The sequence below is a fragment of the Argonema antarcticum A004/B2 genome, from assembly GCF_023333585.1.
GTDB classification, from domain to species: Bacteria; Cyanobacteriota; Cyanobacteriia; order Cyanobacteriales; family Aerosakkonemataceae; genus Argonema; species Argonema antarcticum.
In genome coordinates this window covers 1-16,961 of the sequence record NZ_JAIQZN010000131.1, presented here as the reverse complement: position 1 = coordinate 16,961, position 16,961 = coordinate 1, and the positions used below count along the sequence as shown (strand labels likewise).

Here is a 16,961-nt window from a genome sequence, read left to right as displayed (position 1 = left end):
ATATCCTTCTTCTAGCCTCGCTTTAGTAGTGGGGGAGCCAGAGTTTTTTTCATCGATCGGGGGTTGCGATTGCCGCCTGTGAACCGCTCATAACGGCAAAAACATTGCCGAAAACGCTATTCGGTTAAGAACGTCAGAGAAAAAATTATAGCCGGGTGGCGATGCTCTGGAAGCAGTACTGACTTTTTCGGTGATTTCGAGTGTGAACTGGGCCTGTGTGATTCAGAAGGCTTAGGAGACTCCCTAGCAGATTGAATGACGAGACAGCTTTGGCACGGCGATGGGCTGGCAGCATAACTATGTATTGTGCCGCTAGAATAAGCTGTTACGCACTTAAAATTTTGACTCGGAACCCTTGCAGCAATGCAAATCCCTCAAAGCGCGAGCGCTTTAAGGGATTTTGGGGATTTGGTATTGGGTTTTTGACTGCTAGGTTAAATTATTTGCTTCCTTAACTACTTCCTTTAACTCTTCAAAGCTGATACTACCGTTTCCATCTCCATACATAGCTAGCAATTGCTGGGGACTACTGATACCTGTTTCAGCCGAGACGATTGCACTTAAACCAGGGCTCAAAAAAAGCTCATGAATGGACACTTTGCCGTCTCGATCGAGATCTAAGATATCAAAAAGAGATTGAAGTTCTTGCTCAGTTGCCATAAGTTTTTATTTGAATTAATATTCTAGTTTAAGATATTTTAATTAAATAAACTTATATCCTTGGACATAGAAACGGGTATTAATACAATTAAAACCAAAATATATCTCAAGAATGAAATTTAGTATGTCTCTTCGCGAGAATGGGTTTCTAAAAATTAATCCCCCATAGCCGCCACAATCGCCTTGATGTCCCGCAGCGTGACTTTAGGATTTTGGATTTTGCCGCCTGATGGTGTTGTGGCCAATCTGTAAACTTATAGATGGTTCGGGAGAGTTATGCGATTATCCCCAATACTTCAGCGGGTGCAATGCCAGTCGTGGTCAGTACCAACAGGCAGAAGCCGGAGCTAGACAAAACAGATTGGCTTTTTGGAGCCAACCCAACCCGGTAGCGCCTTGGGATTTTCGATCGGGACGGCGAAGGTCCGATTTTCTATCTATGATGCCAACGACAAGGAAGTGATTGATGAAAAATCGTCCTTCTTCGTTGCTTGACGGGGTATCGCTAACTCGTTCAAGGGATCGCGCAGTTCTATAAGGTCTTTATGGGTGAGACGGCAAGCAAGACACAGATTAAAAGGATTAATTGAGGTGCGTGAGCGGTTTAAAAAGCTGGATTAAGCGTATCGAGCGAACGAATACCTCAGTAGGTAGTACTTTGTCGTAGAATGCGATCGACCGACTGCTGCGTGCTGCTTGTAAGGGACGAATCAAGATTGTGGAGCAGTTATCCGTGGTGATGTAAGCACACTTTTTAAGTGGCGATTGTCTCGAACTCTAACAAAATTTCCTCAAGCTCCTCCCCAGCTCCAACGCTGAGGTTTTTGTTGGTGAATATCTTGTAATTTGGCCAAAAAATCGCCTTAAGGATAACAGTTTAAGATGGGGCAATAGCCCCATTTAATCTAAAAACGCCACTGCAATAGCTCCATTCTTCACGTCAAGAATACGCACTCCTATTAGCCTCGACCGCAGTTCTATCCGAAAATAAATAAGTCGAACTCATTCAAATTGACTTTTGAGACTATCAAAAATAAATCTGCAACGTACCTATTCGATCAAGAATTATTTTTTCAGCTTAAGATGGATTTTCTAGTAAAAACTATTGATTCAATTCAGACAATACCATATCTTTGAAGCAAGGGAGAAACGATATTCTGCACGAATTGTTTCATGTAAATACTAAGCTCATAAGGAAATACCTGAAATTCTTCTATTATACTTGGTGCAAAAGAAACGCCATGTTTATCAACTAACTCCTGTGCGGCTATCTGACATTGATTGAGATATGCCCTCGCTAGCGTGCGTCCGGGACACCACACTTCATACTTAGCTAAAATGGTTTTTCCTGAGTCATCTTTACAATAGCGATCGTGAATATCCACAAAAGCTAAAGTGTTAGGCTGGGACACTTTTTTATTGGCTAAAACTGCATCAATAAGACGCGGGCTATAAATTCGCATTAAGTCACGGAATCCTTCACCGCCTGCCACGCGAAAAATAGCATCTAAAATTGCAGAATCTTCCGGTTTGGCTTGCAGGTATTCATTTAGCATTTCTTCCGTACTTTTCAATATAGCTAGAATGAAGTAAGGTGCAGTACTATGAACGTAATAGTAAATAACTCGCTCTGCCAACGAACACTTAGCCTTTTGGCCGACAATAAAGGCTGTTAACGAGCTGAGAGTTTCATTGATATACTGCTCTTGTTCTTCGGTAAATGAAGACTCTACAGTACATTTTTTAGCATCACCTAAAAACGCATAAGCTTTTACACCAAATTTACGAACGTACATAGAAGTAACGCCTGTTCGTTCGTACCCTCCTCGTTCAATAGCAGCACCATTAAATTTGTGCCTAATATTTTTAAAGAGAGTGTAGGTGTACTGGAGTCGCGCATAAATAGCTTCTTGGGAATTTGGATGTGTCATTTTTTTAATTATTTGCGCTATGAAACTACGGAACTGCTTCGGGATAACTTTCTACTCGAACTAAAACATCACAGCCCATGTCAACCCCATTGATTATAATCGGGCTTCTGGATTGATTATAATCAATTTTCCGGGGCCTACGACAATAAACCATTCTGGATTCCCATCGCTATTCAAGTCGAGCCTAATTTTCTTTCTCTTATCATCGCGCAGCGCTCAGAGGCTTTCTTTTTCCTTAAACCGTTTCTGGTATTCAGGATCGAGCCTAGCTACTTCTGCCTCAATTAATTCCTGGGGAAAGTGTGACCGAACGGAAAAATATAAGTCGGTTTCAGGAGATGCTAAAGCTTCGCGCATCTGTTCTGTATCCATATTTACCCCCGTGCTTTTTTGGCGACATCGAAAGCATGGTTAATTAACTTCATTATTTCTGATGCAGTTTCCTCGCCGCATACATTGGGATGATATCTCTTAGCTAAATCCCGATATGCAGATTTGATTTCATCCCAAGATGCCAGCTCTGCCACGCCCAAAATTTCGGCTCTTCCGTACTTAGTGTGCTAAAGTATTAAAGTAAGGCGGGAAATATAGGGAAGTTAGGATGATTAGAAAAAGAATAATGACCAAATTACTAAACTTACCTGGTGTGATAGTAGAAGACACTAAAGAAACAAAAGAAACATTAATATTATCTGTAAGAGTAGAGAAAAAAACAGCGGCTTGCCCCCGATGTAGTCGGATAAGTCATCGTCTTCATCAAAATAAAACTCATTTGGTAAGAGATTTGCCGATGGGGGATAGAGAAGTTATTCTCAAGGTAAATCGGCGACGATTTAAATGTGAAAATTGCCAAAAACCTTTTAGTGAGACTTTGGACTTTGTAGGAAATAAAAAAAGTTTTACTTATAGATACGCCCAAGCTGTGACGGAGCAAGTTATTCATAGTGACGTCAGCAATGTAGCCAAAAATAATGGATTAACCTCTGAAGAAGTATGGTCAATGGTAATATCGTTAGCCAAAAAAGTAATACCCATTAATGTAGAGGATTTAAAGATATTAGGGATAGATGAAATTAGTTTGGTCAAAGGACAAGGAAAATTTATCGTAGTTTTAGTAGACTTAGAAACCCATAAGCTACTGGGATTAGTGCCATCTCGAACCCAATCACAAATAGAAAAAGTGATGCAAGAATGGGGGGAAAAAGTACTATCACAGATAGAAGAAGTAAGTATGGATATGACTGGCAATTATAAATCATTAGTCCAAAAAATATGTCAGAATGCACAAGTAACAGTGGACAGGTTTCATCTAACAAAAATAGTGAATGAAGAGTTAAATACTGCTAGAATTGACCAAAAGAAAACGGCAGAATCCCTCTCAGCTAAAGAAAGGGCTAAAGTATTTAGTAGCTTAAAAGGAAGTAAATATACATTATTGAAGAATGAAAAAAACTTATCTAAAAAGCAGAAAGAAAAGTTAGAACAAGTTAAACAAGCTTCACCGACAGTAGCAATTATGCACGACTTGAAAGAGGAATTCCATCTTTTATTTGAGGAGAGTAAGACTTTAGGGGAAGGAACATTAAGATTGATTGATTGGCTAAAGAAAGCTGAACCATATTACCGAAATAGTGTTGCCACGATTAAGCGTTGGTTCCCGGAGGTAGTGGGTTATTTTGAAAGAAGAACAACTAATGGGATAGTGGAAGGTATTAATAACAGATTAAAATTGTTAAAACGTTGCGGCTTTGGCTTTAAAAATTTTCATAATTTTGAACTCCGAGCTTTACTTCTCTGGCATTTTCCTCCTAATTTAGCACACTAAGTACGAAAGAACCAAAATTTCATACCAAGGACGGTACTTATTATCCAGGGGGGGCGGAGTGTAAGTTCGTCCACTCTGAGTCTGATATTTCTTTTTGGGGCTTCCAAATTCAAGTTTGAGCATGAAGTCGAACCACGCCTGCGGCGCTTCTGGTCGAATTAATTGTAAGTAGTTCCGATAAATCTGTTTATTGCTTATTGGATTTTTCATGCCGAGAGGCTTTGGCCAAGGCAAGAGCCAAACACGAATCATCTGAGGCGAGAAAAGCTTACAAACGGGAGTGGATGAGGCGGCGACGGGAACAGCAGAAAGCATCGCCTCTTATATCCGATGGAAGCGAGGATAGTTAATGATGTATTATTGCGTTTGAGGCACCATTTGGTTTAACTCTCCTGCAAGCCAAAGAAGCGATCGCGCACAGCTTGTAGAATGACATCTGTTATATTAATCAACTAAAGAGAGCCGATCGTAAATGCTATCTAATCTCTACCTTTTGAGGAACAGAAAGATCGGCCTCTTGAGGTAGCAAACTCATCTTTATGTATGGCATAATGAGAGCAATATAAATCAATATCGAACTTATATAACTCACTTATTTACCAAAACCATAAAACCTATCTGCTTTGAGCGAATAGATTTTATTATTAACAATTTTTTTGGTGGATATATATAATAACAAATCGCCATAAAAATATAAAATATTCCGGAATAATCTTTAACTTTTTAGTACTTACTACTATTACCAACTTAAATATTATAAATAGTAACTTGAGTTAATAGTTATCCAGCCTTAGAACTCGTTTCGGGATGATTTCGACCTGCTCTTCGAGCGACTTGCGGCAAAATCCCGATGCCAGCCCACCATTCGTGGTCGTGAGCCGACCGCATACGAATGACGCAGAGAACCCACATACGGGCTCGCGTTCTTGATGCACCAATCGATCGACATTTACCAAGGGGGATTACAATGCGCGTTCTATTGTCAACAATTGGGTCGCGGGGCGACGTTCAGCCGCTGGTGGCGCTGGCGTTAGCGTTGAAGAACCTCGGCCAAAAAGTTCACCTGTGCGTACCCCCCGACTTCCGGGACTGGATCGAGAGCCTGGGGATGCCCGTCACGCAAGAGGACCCGAACTGCGATCGACCGGGAAAGCCAACCCATCAGCAGCCCCACCCACACCTTCTGTGCGGCGTCAGATGATAGAAGGCACTGTGGCGATACAATTCGAGACGATCGCGGCGGCAGCTAAAGGCTGCGACATCATCGTGGGAGCAACGGCCCTCCAGATCGCCGCGCCCTCAATAGCAGAGCGGATGGGCATCCCGTATGTCTTCGCCGCCTACTGCCCGACCGTTCTGCCATCGCCGCACCACGCGCCGCCCGTACTGGCCATGCTGGGAGATACGTCGGCACCTGCAATGGCCGATTACCGCGTACTCTGGGTCGAGGATGCACGACGCTGGAACGATATGTGGGGTGTCCTGCTCAACACGCATCGGGCATCACTCGGCCTCGCGCCAGTTACCGACGTACTTCGCCACATCTTGACCGATCGGCCTTGGCTCGCTGCCGACCCGACGCTAGCCCCCTGGCCTGACCCCGCAGACCAAGCCGTATTCCAAACTGGTGCCTGGATACTGCCGGATCAGCGTCCACTCTCCCCCGAACTGGAAGCGTTTCTCGACGCTGGGGAACCACCCGTTTACTTCGGCTTCGGCAGCATCCGCGCGCCGGAAGACCTTAGCCGGGTGGCGATTGAATCAGCCCGTGCGATCGGACGGCGTGCGATCGTGTCGCGTGGTTGGGCTGACTTGTCTGTCGTAGACAACGAGCCGGACTGCCTCGCTCAAGGCGAGGTCAACCAGCAGGCGCTGTTCAAACGAGTCGCCGCCGTCGTCCACCACGGCGGCGGAGGCACCACCACTGCCTCCGCGCGAGCTGGCACGCCTCAAGTCATCATCCCGCAGATGTACGACCAGCACTACTGGGCTGGTCGCATCCACCTCCTCGGCATCGGAACCGCACACGCACCAGGCACACCGACCAATGACTCGCTGACGAGCGCTCTGTTGAACGCACTTCAACCCGACGTGGCTACCCGTGCCCGATCCATCGCTACCGCCGTACATAGCGATGGCGTACAGATCGCTGCCCAGCGCTTGATAACTGCCGACAAAGAAAACGCACTCCAAGAGCGATTCTAATGAGGAAATTGCCCAAATTTAGATGATTTGAGGCAAAAATTACCACAGGTTCAAGGGTTCTCTCACCAGAAGCGATCGCTTCTATTTGTGGATGGGATTACATCATCTTCCCCACTATAAAATTTCTACATAACCTTCTGTTCCATGCACGCGAATTCGCTGCCCATCTTCGATCAGTTTGGTAGCATTATCCACTCCGACAACTGCTGGTAAGCCATATTCACGTGCGATAACTGCTCCATGAGTCATCAGTCCCCCAACTTCGGTGACTAGACCTTTAATGGATACAAACAATGGTGTCCAGCTAGGGTCAGTAAAGGAGGTGACTAATATATCTCCATCTTCAAGATCGGCATCTTCCATGTTTAAAATAACCCGTGCGCGTCCCTCTATCACTCCGGAGGAAACAGGTAGACCTACAATCGCTTCGGCTGGCAGATTTTCTCGTTTGTACTTACCTGTAACGATCTCACCATCAGACGTGATAACACGTGGGGGAGTTAGTTTTTCATAAAATTTGTACTCGTCTTTTCGTTTCCTGACGATCTGGTAATCAAGTTTATTTGTGCTGACGACTTCGCGAAATTCTGCAAAAGTGAGATAGTAAATATCTTCTTTTTCATGAATAACCTTCGCTTGTACGAGTTGTTCGGCTTCTTTCAGTAAAGGCTGCTTATAAACAAAGTAGCGACTAACAATGCCGTATTTTGGATATTCGCGATAACCGATGAAATTCCGAACTAGGCTAATCATTCGTTTTGTTTCTTCGGCTTTTTGTTCGCCATCCGGTAATTGCTTCAATCGCTCTAATAACTCTTGTTCTTTTTTCAAAGCCTCCTGTCGCCCTTGCTCAAAAAAGCGCTCGCTTTCACCAGGCTCAAAGTTTTTGATATTACCGAGAATCATGGGGACAAGCGTTGTTGGTTTTTCGCTCCAACGAGTTCTCGTAATATCAATTTCTCCGACACATCGCATTCCGTATTTGTTGAGAAAAGTAGCGATCGCGTTCTGGGCTTCCTGTCCACCCTCAAGCTTCACTAATTCATCTAGAAAGTTATCCTCTTTTACCTGTTGCAAATACTCAATCACTTCCGGGTAAGGACGGATTGCATCTGCGACATCCAATAGTGCCAGACCCATAGACGAAGTAATATTGTTTGGTACAGATTGAGAAAGCGTGTCTGCTACGTTTTTTTCACCTAACCACTCGTTAATTTTTTCATTGAGCCATGATGAAGCATTCATAGCAGTCATAAACACACCAAAACTCTGTGAATTAGAGTGAGTCTTCTTTAATTGCTGGATATCTTCCCGGATAAAATCAAACAGATCCGATCCTGATTTCGTTTGGATGGTCTGTTTTAACGCTTCGATCGAGGTTTGACTCTGTTGAATCAAATCAGCAACAATCGCCGGATCGTAGTCGTTTAAGGTTTGAAAATCCGCAGGCGATCGACCTTTACTGCTTTGGTTGGGACTAGGATCGTCGGGTAACAATTTGATAAAATTTCCCCGCTCTATGATGGTTGTAAGTGCGTCTTTCATGAGCGGATCGGATTTTCCCAATGTGACGTTTAATATAGTTTCTCTGCCGACAGGTGAAGCCAGCGTTGCTGTAACATCAACAAATAACCTTCCACCAGCAGTGTGCATGGGTGCATGGGTCATTAACAGGAAAAAAGACAATCCCAATGGTTTCATGACATCGGTCATCATTTGGTTGTGACCGACAGAAACAAAGACGTGATTTTCCCGATCGTTCATTTCAGGAATCGGGAACAAAGTAGTAATTGGCCGACTCTGGACAATATAAAATGTGTCATCAACTAAACACCATTCGATGTCTTGGGGGTAGCTGAAATGTGCTTCGATCTTTCTACCGATGCGCTCAAGCTGTAAAATCTGCTCATCCGTCAGCGCTTGCCTATTCTGCTGTTGGGGCTCAATCTCTTGTTCTTTTGTACCGCCATCTTTTAAGGCATAAATAGCCAGCTTCTTGGTGGATATTTTCTGATCGATAATCTTGCCGTTACGCACTTTATAGTTATCAGCATTCACAATACCTCTGACCATAGCATCACCAAGTCCGAAGCTGGCATCAATGGATAACACCTTCCGATTAGAAGTGACGGGATCGGCAGTAAACAAAATTCCTGCCGCCTGTGGGAAAACGATCTTCTGAACAACTACAGACAGGTAGACTTGACGGTGGTCGAAGCCGTTTTGGAGGCGGTAAATTACTGCTCTTTCAATAAATAGCGATGCCCAGCACTTGCTGATATGCTGACAGATTGCTTCCTTTCCGATAATGTTCAAATAGGTATCTTGCTGACCTGCAAAGGAGGCTGTTGGTAAATCTTCGGCAGTTGCGCTTGATCGTACTGCATAGGCATTTTTTTCTCCAAGCCTGGAGAGAAAGTGGGCGATTTCTTGATTAATATCTTCAGGAATGGCTATCCCTTCGATGAAAGAGCGAATCTCACCGCTCAGTTCACTGATTTTATCCCGGTCATTCACCTTTAAGAGCGATAATCGAGCGACTAATTCGTTAATCGACGGTGTTTCGTCAATGATTCTTCTAAAGGCTTCAGTCGAAATACAGAAGCCATCTGGTACGAGTATTCCTTCAATCTTGGTAAGTTCTCCCAGATTCGCGCCTTTACCCCCAACGATCGCGATTTTTGTTCGGTCAATGTCCTGAAAACCAAGCACAAAGGAACTCATATATTTACCTCGATCTCGCGCTAGCTGTCGTCTAGAGACTGAATGAGATATTCTCCTTTACACATTAGTAGGTCAGGAATTCGATAAATGAGATTTAAGTTTTGACAGAATATCCCAAGATTTAGTCCACAAAATCGATCCGCCTTCTTCTGAATCGAAAGTACGCTCAGAAGAAGGTAGCCGAAGAGCTAAGGTTGCACCAAAATCGGGAGAATGAACCGTACTGGTATCCAAACCACCATACCAAAGATCTACGGGAATGTTGATTTCTTCTAACTTCATCGGCCAAGAACTAAGCGCGTTGACGAGATCCCGTGCGTATCCTCGTGCGCCTTGGGAGAAACCTTCCTGCAATGCTCTCCTATAAGCTTGGCTAAATGTGTCACTTTCATACAATAGCCGATCGGCTTCTGAACTCATCCCGATAATTAATTGCCACAAACCATCGGCTGTAGCTATCTGTGAAAAGTGTTGCTCAAACCCTACAGGATCTTCTTGAATAGCAAGAATCATACCTTTTACATCGGGATGTAAAAGAGGTAACAGGCGTGGATGAGTAAGTTCATCTTGTCCTGACACAATTGCGAGAGCTTTTACCAGACTCTGCGCTGCTAAAGCAAAAGCAAACGGTGCCCCTTGGGAAAAACCAACGGCGAGAACATCGTGGAGATCCTGGGACTGAATAAAGTCTCGCATATCATCCACCCAAGAAGACAAGGTTTTATTAGGGTGAGGGTCAGACAAACCCAAGCCAGGTCGGTCAATAGCAATCAATTTGAGGCCAAGACTTGGAAGCTCGTTAGCCCCAAAACCAAGCCAACCGCTCATTCCAGCCCCAGTGCAGAACAAAACCGGTATGTCCTCAACAGAACCCCATTCCGACCATGCTAGTTTGCGACCATCGTGCAGTTGGATGGTTGCCTGTCTAGAGGGCGGTGTTACGATCGCTTTTATGCTATCCATTTTCATTATTTAGAATATTCAAATAGGATTTATCTCTTTTTTCTTGGTTCATATCGCTGCTAATTGATATCGATAGCAAAATGATAAGCTCTAATTTCTAACCTTTGTTGAAAGTAAAAACGATGAGCAGCAAAGCGCTGAACGCCGGAATCAAGATGTAATTGTTGACAATCATGGGATTTGGCATAGTTAATCAGCCATTGCAATAGTGCTTGACCGTAACCTTGAGAACGATGTTCGTCAGCAACAATTAAATCATCTACGTATAAAAACTTTCCCCAAGACAAACTTTCAGAGAGTCTAAAACCCGCAACTGCTCTAACGGTATCCTCATCTTCCAAATATATTAAATAATAGCCTTGTTGTTCTTGTCGTCTGACACGAGTAGTAAAATCAGTTTCAATTAAATGAGGGCGCAGTTGTTGCATAATTGGGAAGCAACGTGCAATTTCGACTTCTGATTTGACTAACGCGATTTGAACCATATATAATCTGTTAAGTAAAGGACTTCAGGGAAAAGTATTTATATCATCCTATTGCTGATGGTTAGTTAAATTATAGCATAATTGTTTGTGAATCAATTTTAATTCGATTTAATTCATCAGTAAATTGTTTACATGGAATTATTGCATCAAAATTAAATAGTTAAGTTATTATTGAGAATATTAACTAATTTGTTATAAGCATAAATTAGGCCGAAATTAGTGAAGTTAATTTAATAAAAAAACAGCTAACGCTGATAGGTGTTTGAAATCTAGCGAAATTAACTTAACTCAGATGATTCAAACAATTGTCAGACCGAATTTTCAACTGACTTCTCAGCAAGACCAAGCACTCCAAAAAATTGCTGAATTCCTAAATAGTTCCAAACGGATGTTCGGATTATTTGGATATGCAGGAACGGGAAAATCGACCATCGTTAACTTAGTTGCAGAACAGTTAGTCAGTGCTGGAAAAAGAGTTGTATTTACGGCTCCAACTAATAAAGCGGTGGGAGTATTGCAACGGATGGCGACCGAAAAGGAAGTGAGAGGAGTGGACTTTATGACCATTCATCAGCTATTAGGATTAGCCCCAGTGAAACAAGGACAAAAGAAAATCCTTAAACAAGTTTCTCCTTCGCTGCTCTATATGTACGATACCATCTTTCTAGATGAATGCAGCATGGTGACAGAGGAACTGTGGAGCATTATCCAGGATAGAATTACTGGTACTTTAATTATAGGCAGCAAGCGACAACTAATTGTAATGGGTGACCCCGCTCAATTACCGCCCGTAAATGAAGAGATAAACGAGAAAAGATCGCAATCTTTCAACGTAGCTGACAAGGCTATTTTAACAGAGGTAGTCAGGCAAGGAACGGGTAGTCCGTTGTTGGAATTTGTAACTGCTTGTCGAACGGCTGTCAAAAGTAAAAAGGTATTCGAGCCATTTTCAAAGTTCAGCACAGATAAGAAGAACGGAGCATTCATAGTTAGAGAACAAACGTTGTTAAAATATGCTTTAAAAAAGTTCTCTTCCAAGTTCGTTCGAGACCCAGATTGTTTCCGCATTCTCTGCTACACTAACGAACGGGTTGCTTACTGGAATAGCAAAATCAGAGCTAAAGTATACGGAGAGAACGCTCCTAGATTCGTTATCGGGGAAAGGTTGATTACTAAAGCTCCAGTGGTTGCACCGGATGGGAAAACTATTACCCTATCGACTTCAACAGAAGTGGAAGTGGTCGAATTTGGAGAAGATAGATATTCCGGGTATAAAGCTTGGAATGTTAAGGTAAAAACTGAGGAGGGATATATCCGTCAAATTTACATACTCCACGAAGATAGTGTTCGCAGATTCAAGCAGGATAATACCAGGTTGCTACGGAATGCGAAGGTTAATCCTAGTTTGTGGAAGGCATGGTATAATCACTGTGAAATCTTTGCAGATATGCGTAATTGTTGGGCGATTACGGTGCATAATTCACAGGGATCTACTTTTACAGAAGTGGCCATTGATAGCAAGGATATCTGTAAAAAGGTAGCGACAAAATCCCTGTATTTTGCTCGGCTTTTTCCGGCTCAAAAGTCTAAGTTTGTCAAGGAGTACAGGGACAGCGTTCGTGCTGCCAATCAGCTTTATTACGTAGGGGCGAGCCGCGCTAGAAGTCGAGTTTTCGTTGTTCGATAATACTGATTAGGCTCGATAAAAGGTCGAGCGAAACAACGAATATTTAACAGTGGCTTATTGGGGAAAATCATTGAAAATTGAAATATGACTGGACTTAAATTTGGGTTAGTATAGCAGTTCGCGCTGGCGTATTTACAAATACTGAATTGGCTCTCTGTCTAGCTCAGTATACTCTATTCTAATCTGTAACTATACCAGCGCGATGCGCTATAAGCCATCAATTCACTGTAAGGGAGATTCCCAGTCATATTTTTTACACTAACCGCGATCGCGGTTAACGGGTGGCATAACTTTTCAAGGTATAACCCGTGGAAACAGTAGTTGAAATCCCGATAATTGACACGAAAGCTCGCATCGAATTTCGACAACACTTTCAAAAACAGCCCTACCAGATTAAAACCAGGAAAGATTTAATTCCTCACTTCAATCGAAATTTAGTACATGGCTGGATGATGCCAATCCTGGGGCAAGTAGACCGTTGCCTTTGGGGAAGATGGGATTACTGGGGGAGATGTCAATTAATTCCGGGACACGCATGGAATCGGTGGAAAATGGAGCCAATGTTAGCTCTCTTAGAAGGTAGAAACCCCGAACCATTGCCGGAGTTTGTCATTCAAGAAACGCTACCAAAGGAAGCTATTCCTCAAATTGATTGGGAGTATTCGAGTGTAGCAGAAAATATGCTGAACAATACTCTTAATTGCATTCCAAAACATGGGGAATGGCGAACTTGGAGTACATGGGAATATTTAGAATATTTCTTGAATTGGGTTTTGTTTGGTTTCGGTCATCCAGCTTACAAAGCTTTACCAAAAGAACCAGCCGGTTGTGAGGGAGCATCGATGCGTCTTTATCAGATGTTCGATTTGTCTGCTCTTTTACTATATCCTGAAGATTATTTGGGTAGAATACTCCCCGATATTTGTGGGAAAAAGGCGCAGAGGAATGCAGGATTTTATCCAACACCTCTAGTTGTTGGTAGCTTCATGTCCAAATTAATTAGTGCTGACAAAACAGACCGAACTTCTAGCTTTAATGAACCTGCTTGCGGTACAGGTACTTTAATGTTGACACAATCTAATTATTGTTTGTGTGGTATCGGTCAGGATATCGACCCGATATTGTTGAAATGCGCTTTGTTTCAGTTTTTTCTGTACGCGCCTTGGTTGGCAATTCCGATTTGGTGGTTGGGTCAAACTGACCTGTGGCTTGGTAATACCTTATTAGCCGAAAAGCCTAAATCGATGAATGCGGTTTATTGGTACGAGGAATGGTTTGAAAATGTTGAAAATGCAGAACAAGAGGAAAAAAGCGAACAGGTAGAGTGCAAAAGTGTTGAGATAGTTGAACTACCGATGCAGACGGAAACAGTGATTCAAGAAATGGTGCAGGGTAAACGCAAACCGAAAAAGAATACAACGTCAGCTAAACAAATGACTTTGTTTAACTTGGAGGATTTTACTTGAGCGCTATGGTAACAGACTCCAAGTAAATGGGAGAAAGTCAAACTTAAGTCGCACAAGTTGTTGGGTAGGTACAAATCTACCCAACCAAACAAGAAAGACAGCAAAGTAATAACATATTTAAGCTAAGTTACTGGCTCTTGGTCAAATCGACGCATCAAGTCAATAATTGCTTCTCTAGAAGGCTTATTCCCTTCTTTTAACAATTCAGCTAAACCTTCAAAATACTTTTCTCTTTCACCAGCCGGACAAAACATAATTAGCAATTTAGCAGGTTTGGTTCCCCGATTAGAAAATGTGTGAGGTGTATTACGAGGTACAAGCACAAACGCACCAGTTTGACCCTGCACTATACGTTCTCCTACTTGAATTTCAACTTCTCCTTCTAGAACATAAAACATTTCTTCCATCTGGCGATGAATATGCAGTTCCGGTGTAGTCCCACCAGGCTGGATGAGATTTTCAAACAAACCTAAATGACCGTGAGTATCCGCACCAACTACTTTAAATGTTATTTCGCTGTTACCAATAATCAAATGATTACCTTCACCGGGAGCTAGTACAATTTCTTTAATCGGTAAAGTCATAGGAGTTTGTCTGGGTTAAATTAATTAAATTTTACGAAAAGCTTTCAGTACAAACTTGTCTCACCACTTGCAAAAATTGCCGCACGATGGGTGTTTCTTCTCCTTGTCGCCACGCTACCGCCGCTTCTACTAAGGGTGTTTCTTCCTCAAAGCTACGATAAACTACCCCAGACCTTTGAAGATTTTGCAAGCAAGATGGGACAATGGCAATCCCCATCCCGGCAGATACTAACCCAATAATCGTCTGCATTTGAATCGCTTGTTGTCCTACTTTGGGAGTAAAATTTGCTTGCTCGCAGAGAGTTAGAATGCGATCGTACAATCCTAATCCCTTTTGGCGTGGGAACAAAATAAAAAATTCCTCCGCTAACTGACTTACCTTGACCCGTTCTTGTACAGCTAACGGATGAGTTTCAGGTAATGCCACAATCAAAGGCTGTTGCTGAATGCACTCGCAGCTTAAAGTATCATTTTCCAAAGGCGGATGGACAAATCCCACTTCTATGCGATTCTCTCTTAACGCCTGCTCTTGTTCTATCGTAGTTAGCTCAAGCAATACCAATTCGACATCTGGAAATTCTTCTCGAAACTGACGCAGGATAGCAGGTAGTACGTCATAAGTCACAGAACTGATAAATCCCACCCGCAATTGTCCCACCTCCCCCCGTCCCACCCGCCGAGTCACTTGTATCGCCTGTTCCAATTGAGTTAATAGCTGATAAGCTTCCTGCAAAAATACCCTTCCGGCGTCTGTTAGCTGCACCTGTCGCTTAGTTTTGCGTTGAAACAGTTCTACACCGAGTTCCGCTTCTAATTGCTGAATTTGCTGACTTAAAGGCGGTTGAGCGATGTGGAGTCGTTCGGCGGCTTTGCTGAAGTGCAGTTCCTCAGCTACCGCAATGAAATAGCGCAAGTGTCGCAGTTCCATTGATTTGATATGTTAAAAGTGTCAATTCCTCACAAATATATATTGGACAACTAAAAAAAGTCTACTTATGATGCTGGTAAGTAAATAATGGACAAATTAGATTGATGCGAGAAAATTACACGCCTGGATATTCGACCAATGCAACAGATTTTATGGCGCAGCGCACGGTTGAAAGTCATGGAGCATTTTTTATCCCTCACTTATATCCGGGAATGAAATTGCTCGATTGCGGTTGTGGTCCTGGTACGATTAGTTTAGGGTTGGCACGAATTATTTTTCCGGGTACGGTGACGGGAATTGACCGGGAGATATCGCAAATTAACATAGCGATCGAAAACGCTAAGAAGCAGGATATTAGCAATGCTGATTTCATCGAAGGAAGTATTTACAATCTGCCGTTTCCAGATAATTCTTTTGATGCTGTATTTTCTCATGCTTTGTTCGAGCATTTAGCAGAACCCCTGAAAGCTTTATCGGAAATAAAGAGGGTTTTAAAACCAGGGGGTAAGGTGGGTATTCGCAGTCCCGACTGGGGTGGATTTTTGATTGCGCCTGAGACGCCACAATTGAAAGAAGCGATCGCATTTTACCAATTTATCCAGCAGCAGAATGGCGGAAATCCTTATGTTGGCAGGGAATTGAAAGCTTTGCTCAAGAAAGCGGGTTTTAGCAAGAGCGAATTTTCTGCATCTTATCAGTGTTATGAGCCCTTAAGTCAAGCAGCAGAATACTTGGCGTTGAGGATTGAGGCGTCAGAAAAGATTGAAGGTGCGCCAGAAAAGGGATGGACTTCTAAATTGACGCTAACGCAGATGGCTGAGGGTTTGCGAGAGTGGAGTCATCACCCGGATGGAATATTTGCACAAGCTTGGTGTGAAGCAGTTGGCTTTATAGGGTAAATACTACCTGAAGAGTGTGGTTTGTTCGTTGTAACTCGCAGCTAGGAATTGGCAGAATTTAATCATCAAGGTTTGGGACGGTTTGAATATCACCGTTTGGGCAAAAAATGAACGCACAAGTTGAACAAATTGAAGATAGAGTAATTACCGTGGTTGTTGATAGCACTGACGTAAAATCGGAAACTACTGGAAAAGAACGAGTAGAAGAATTCAAAATTAACCCCGATAATGTACGTGGGTTCTTCAATAAAGTCATTCATCAAGGAAAGATACGCCAATTTGTAGTGAAGGGAAAACAAGGAAATACGCTGGTTACAGTTCCTTTGATTCCCGCTGCTGTAGGTTTAACAGGTGCTACGCTTTTATTTCCAGTCGCAACGATTTTAGCAGCCGTTGCTGTTTTTGGAGCTAAGCTTACTTTAGTTATCGAGCGTCAAGAAGAATCTGCTTGATAATTTGGCAATTACATAGCCAAATCAACTAGCTTAAGTTAGAAATCAATCAGCGTCTTTTTGTTGTAGTTAATTACCTGAAGGGGCGACAACTATAGCTCAAAAGTAGACTGAATAAGCTTTTCGGCTCTTCGACCTCGCTGATAATAAGG

At 42.8% G+C, this 16,961-nt stretch carries 18 protein-coding genes; 9 read left to right on the top strand and 9 right to left on the bottom strand.

Features of this window, described 5'->3' with window-relative positions:
* Window positions 1-429: 429 nt before the first annotated feature.
* Window positions 430-660 carry an EF-hand domain-containing protein gene (locus tag LAY57_RS32140; RefSeq protein ID WP_249071260.1) on the bottom strand — a complete coding sequence of 77 codons (231 nt, stop codon included), beginning with the start codon at window positions 658-660 and terminating at the stop codon, window positions 430-432.
* A 229-nt stretch (window positions 661-889) separates the two neighbouring features.
* Here LAY57_RS32140 and LAY57_RS32135 point away from each other — a divergent pair, with 229 nt between their 5' ends.
* Complete coding sequence (locus LAY57_RS32135; protein WP_249071259.1) at window positions 890-1,123, top strand: hypothetical protein; 234 nt, start codon at window positions 890-892, stop codon at window positions 1,121-1,123.
* Between the two features lie 652 nt (window positions 1,124-1,775).
* Here the strand turns inward: LAY57_RS32135 and LAY57_RS32130 are convergent.
* The 3 genes from LAY57_RS32130 to LAY57_RS32120 form a co-directional block, all read right to left on the bottom strand.
* Window positions 1,776-2,591, bottom strand: coding sequence for a hypothetical protein (locus tag LAY57_RS32130; protein WP_249071258.1), 816 nt, complete (start codon window positions 2,589-2,591; stop codon window positions 1,776-1,778).
* Window positions 2,592-2,807: 216 nt separating this feature from the next.
* Window positions 2,808-2,963: a hypothetical protein gene (locus LAY57_RS32125; RefSeq protein ID WP_249071257.1), complete on the bottom strand. Its 156-nt coding sequence runs from the start codon at window positions 2,961-2,963 to the stop codon at window positions 2,808-2,810.
* A gap of 2 nt (window positions 2,964-2,965) precedes the next feature.
* Entirely contained in the window at window positions 2,966-3,118 is a 153-nt protein-coding gene (locus LAY57_RS32120; protein WP_249071256.1) for a DnaJ domain-containing protein, read from the bottom strand.
* Between the two features lie 92 nt (window positions 3,119-3,210).
* Here LAY57_RS32120 and LAY57_RS32115 point away from each other — a divergent pair, with 92 nt between their 5' ends.
* The 4 genes from LAY57_RS32115 to LAY57_RS32110 all read left to right on the top strand — a co-directional run bounded on the left by LAY57_RS32115 (window position 3,211) and on the right by LAY57_RS32110 (window position 6,621).
* Window positions 3,211-4,416, top strand: a complete 1,206-nt coding sequence (locus LAY57_RS32115) for an ISL3 family transposase (RefSeq protein WP_249071255.1) — start codon at window positions 3,211-3,213, stop codon at window positions 4,414-4,416.
* A gap of 221 nt (window positions 4,417-4,637) precedes the next feature.
* Window positions 4,638-4,766 carry a hypothetical protein gene (locus tag LAY57_RS36045; protein WP_275994434.1) on the top strand — a complete coding sequence of 43 codons (129 nt, stop codon included), beginning with the start codon at window positions 4,638-4,640 and terminating at the stop codon, window positions 4,764-4,766.
* Between the two features lie 542 nt (window positions 4,767-5,308).
* On the top strand, window positions 5,309-5,617 hold the full coding sequence (locus tag LAY57_RS36730; RefSeq protein WP_420839170.1) for a glycosyltransferase: 309 nt from the start codon (window positions 5,309-5,311) through the stop codon (window positions 5,615-5,617).
* Entirely contained in the window at window positions 5,614-6,621 is a 1,008-nt protein-coding gene (locus tag LAY57_RS32110; RefSeq protein ID WP_249071254.1) for a glycosyltransferase, read from the top strand. The genes LAY57_RS36730 and LAY57_RS32110 overlap by 4 nt, the downstream gene beginning before the upstream one ends.
* Window positions 6,622-6,735: 114 nt before the next feature.
* Here LAY57_RS32110 and ppsA read toward each other — a convergent pair whose 3' ends face one another.
* The 3 genes from ppsA to LAY57_RS32095 form a co-directional block, all read right to left on the bottom strand.
* Window positions 6,736-9,345, bottom strand: coding sequence for a phosphoenolpyruvate synthase (gene ppsA, locus LAY57_RS32105; RefSeq protein WP_249071253.1), 2,610 nt, complete (start codon window positions 9,343-9,345; stop codon window positions 6,736-6,738).
* A gap of 72 nt (window positions 9,346-9,417) precedes the next feature.
* Window positions 9,418-10,308, bottom strand: a complete 891-nt coding sequence (locus LAY57_RS32100; protein WP_249071252.1) for an alpha/beta fold hydrolase — start codon at window positions 10,306-10,308, stop codon at window positions 9,418-9,420.
* A 59-nt stretch (window positions 10,309-10,367) separates the two neighbouring features.
* Window positions 10,368-10,793 carry a GNAT family N-acetyltransferase gene (locus LAY57_RS32095; protein WP_249071251.1) on the bottom strand — a complete coding sequence of 142 codons (426 nt, stop codon included), beginning with the start codon at window positions 10,791-10,793 and terminating at the stop codon, window positions 10,368-10,370.
* 262 nt (window positions 10,794-11,055) lie between these two features.
* Between LAY57_RS32095 and LAY57_RS32090 the strand changes: the two genes are divergently transcribed.
* Window positions 11,056-12,480, top strand: coding sequence for an ATP-dependent DNA helicase (locus LAY57_RS32090; protein WP_249071250.1), 1,425 nt, complete (start codon window positions 11,056-11,058; stop codon window positions 12,478-12,480).
* A gap of 308 nt (window positions 12,481-12,788) precedes the next feature.
* The gene (locus LAY57_RS32085) at window positions 12,789-13,946 is read left to right on the top strand and encodes a class I SAM-dependent methyltransferase (protein ID WP_249071249.1); all 1,158 of its coding nucleotides are present in this window, start codon (window positions 12,789-12,791) and stop codon (window positions 13,944-13,946) included.
* 122 nt (window positions 13,947-14,068) lie between these two features.
* Here the strand turns inward: LAY57_RS32085 and LAY57_RS32080 are convergent, their stop codons facing one another.
* Window positions 14,069-14,530, bottom strand: coding sequence for a cupin domain-containing protein (locus LAY57_RS32080; RefSeq protein WP_249071248.1), 462 nt, complete (start codon window positions 14,528-14,530; stop codon window positions 14,069-14,071).
* A 31-nt stretch (window positions 14,531-14,561) separates the two neighbouring features.
* The gene (locus tag LAY57_RS32075) at window positions 14,562-15,458 is read right to left on the bottom strand and encodes a LysR family transcriptional regulator (RefSeq protein ID WP_249071247.1); all 897 of its coding nucleotides are present in this window, start codon (window positions 15,456-15,458) and stop codon (window positions 14,562-14,564) included.
* Between the two features lie 104 nt (window positions 15,459-15,562).
* Between LAY57_RS32075 and LAY57_RS32070 the strand changes: the two genes are divergently transcribed.
* Together LAY57_RS32070 and LAY57_RS32065 are read left to right on the top strand one after the other, a co-directional pair.
* Window positions 15,563-16,357, top strand: a complete 795-nt coding sequence (locus LAY57_RS32070; protein ID WP_249071246.1) for a class I SAM-dependent methyltransferase — start codon at window positions 15,563-15,565, stop codon at window positions 16,355-16,357.
* 107 nt (window positions 16,358-16,464) lie between these two features.
* On the top strand, window positions 16,465-16,809 hold the full coding sequence (locus tag LAY57_RS32065; RefSeq protein WP_249071245.1) for a DUF4342 domain-containing protein: 345 nt from the start codon (window positions 16,465-16,467) through the stop codon (window positions 16,807-16,809).
* Window positions 16,810-16,961 lie beyond the last annotated feature (152 nt).

Coding starts and splice junctions, on each gene's coding strand:
- LAY57_RS32070 (WP_249071246.1), top strand. CDS start 15,563: ATGCGAGAAAATTACACGCCTGGATATTCGACCAATGCAACAGATTTT.
- LAY57_RS32065 (WP_249071245.1), top strand. CDS start 16,465: ATGAACGCACAAGTTGAACAAATTGAAGATAGAGTAATTACCGTGGTT.
- LAY57_RS32080 (WP_249071248.1), bottom strand. CDS start 14,530: ATGACTTTACCGATTAAAGAAATTGTACTAGCTCCCGGTGAAGGTAAT.
- ppsA (WP_249071253.1), bottom strand. CDS start 9,345: ATGAGTTCCTTTGTGCTTGGTTTTCAGGACATTGACCGAACAAAAATC.
- LAY57_RS36730 (WP_420839170.1), top strand. CDS start 5,309: ATGACGCAGAGAACCCACATACGGGCTCGCGTTCTTGATGCACCAATC.
- LAY57_RS32140 (WP_249071260.1), bottom strand. CDS start 660: ATGGCAACTGAGCAAGAACTTCAATCTCTTTTTGATATCTTAGATCTC.
- LAY57_RS32075 (WP_249071247.1), bottom strand. CDS start 15,458: ATGGAACTGCGACACTTGCGCTATTTCATTGCGGTAGCTGAGGAACTG.
- LAY57_RS32135 (WP_249071259.1), top strand. CDS start 890: ATGGTGTTGTGGCCAATCTGTAAACTTATAGATGGTTCGGGAGAGTTA.
- LAY57_RS32095 (WP_249071251.1), bottom strand. CDS start 10,793: ATGGTTCAAATCGCGTTAGTCAAATCAGAAGTCGAAATTGCACGTTGC.
- LAY57_RS32125 (WP_249071257.1), bottom strand. CDS start 2,963: ATGGATACAGAACAGATGCGCGAAGCTTTAGCATCTCCTGAAACCGAC.
- LAY57_RS32110 (WP_249071254.1), top strand. CDS start 5,614: ATGATAGAAGGCACTGTGGCGATACAATTCGAGACGATCGCGGCGGCA.
- LAY57_RS32130 (WP_249071258.1), bottom strand. CDS start 2,591: ATGACACATCCAAATTCCCAAGAAGCTATTTATGCGCGACTCCAGTAC.
- LAY57_RS32100 (WP_249071252.1), bottom strand. CDS start 10,308: ATGGATAGCATAAAAGCGATCGTAACACCGCCCTCTAGACAGGCAACC.
- LAY57_RS32115 (WP_249071255.1), top strand. CDS start 3,211: ATGACCAAATTACTAAACTTACCTGGTGTGATAGTAGAAGACACTAAA.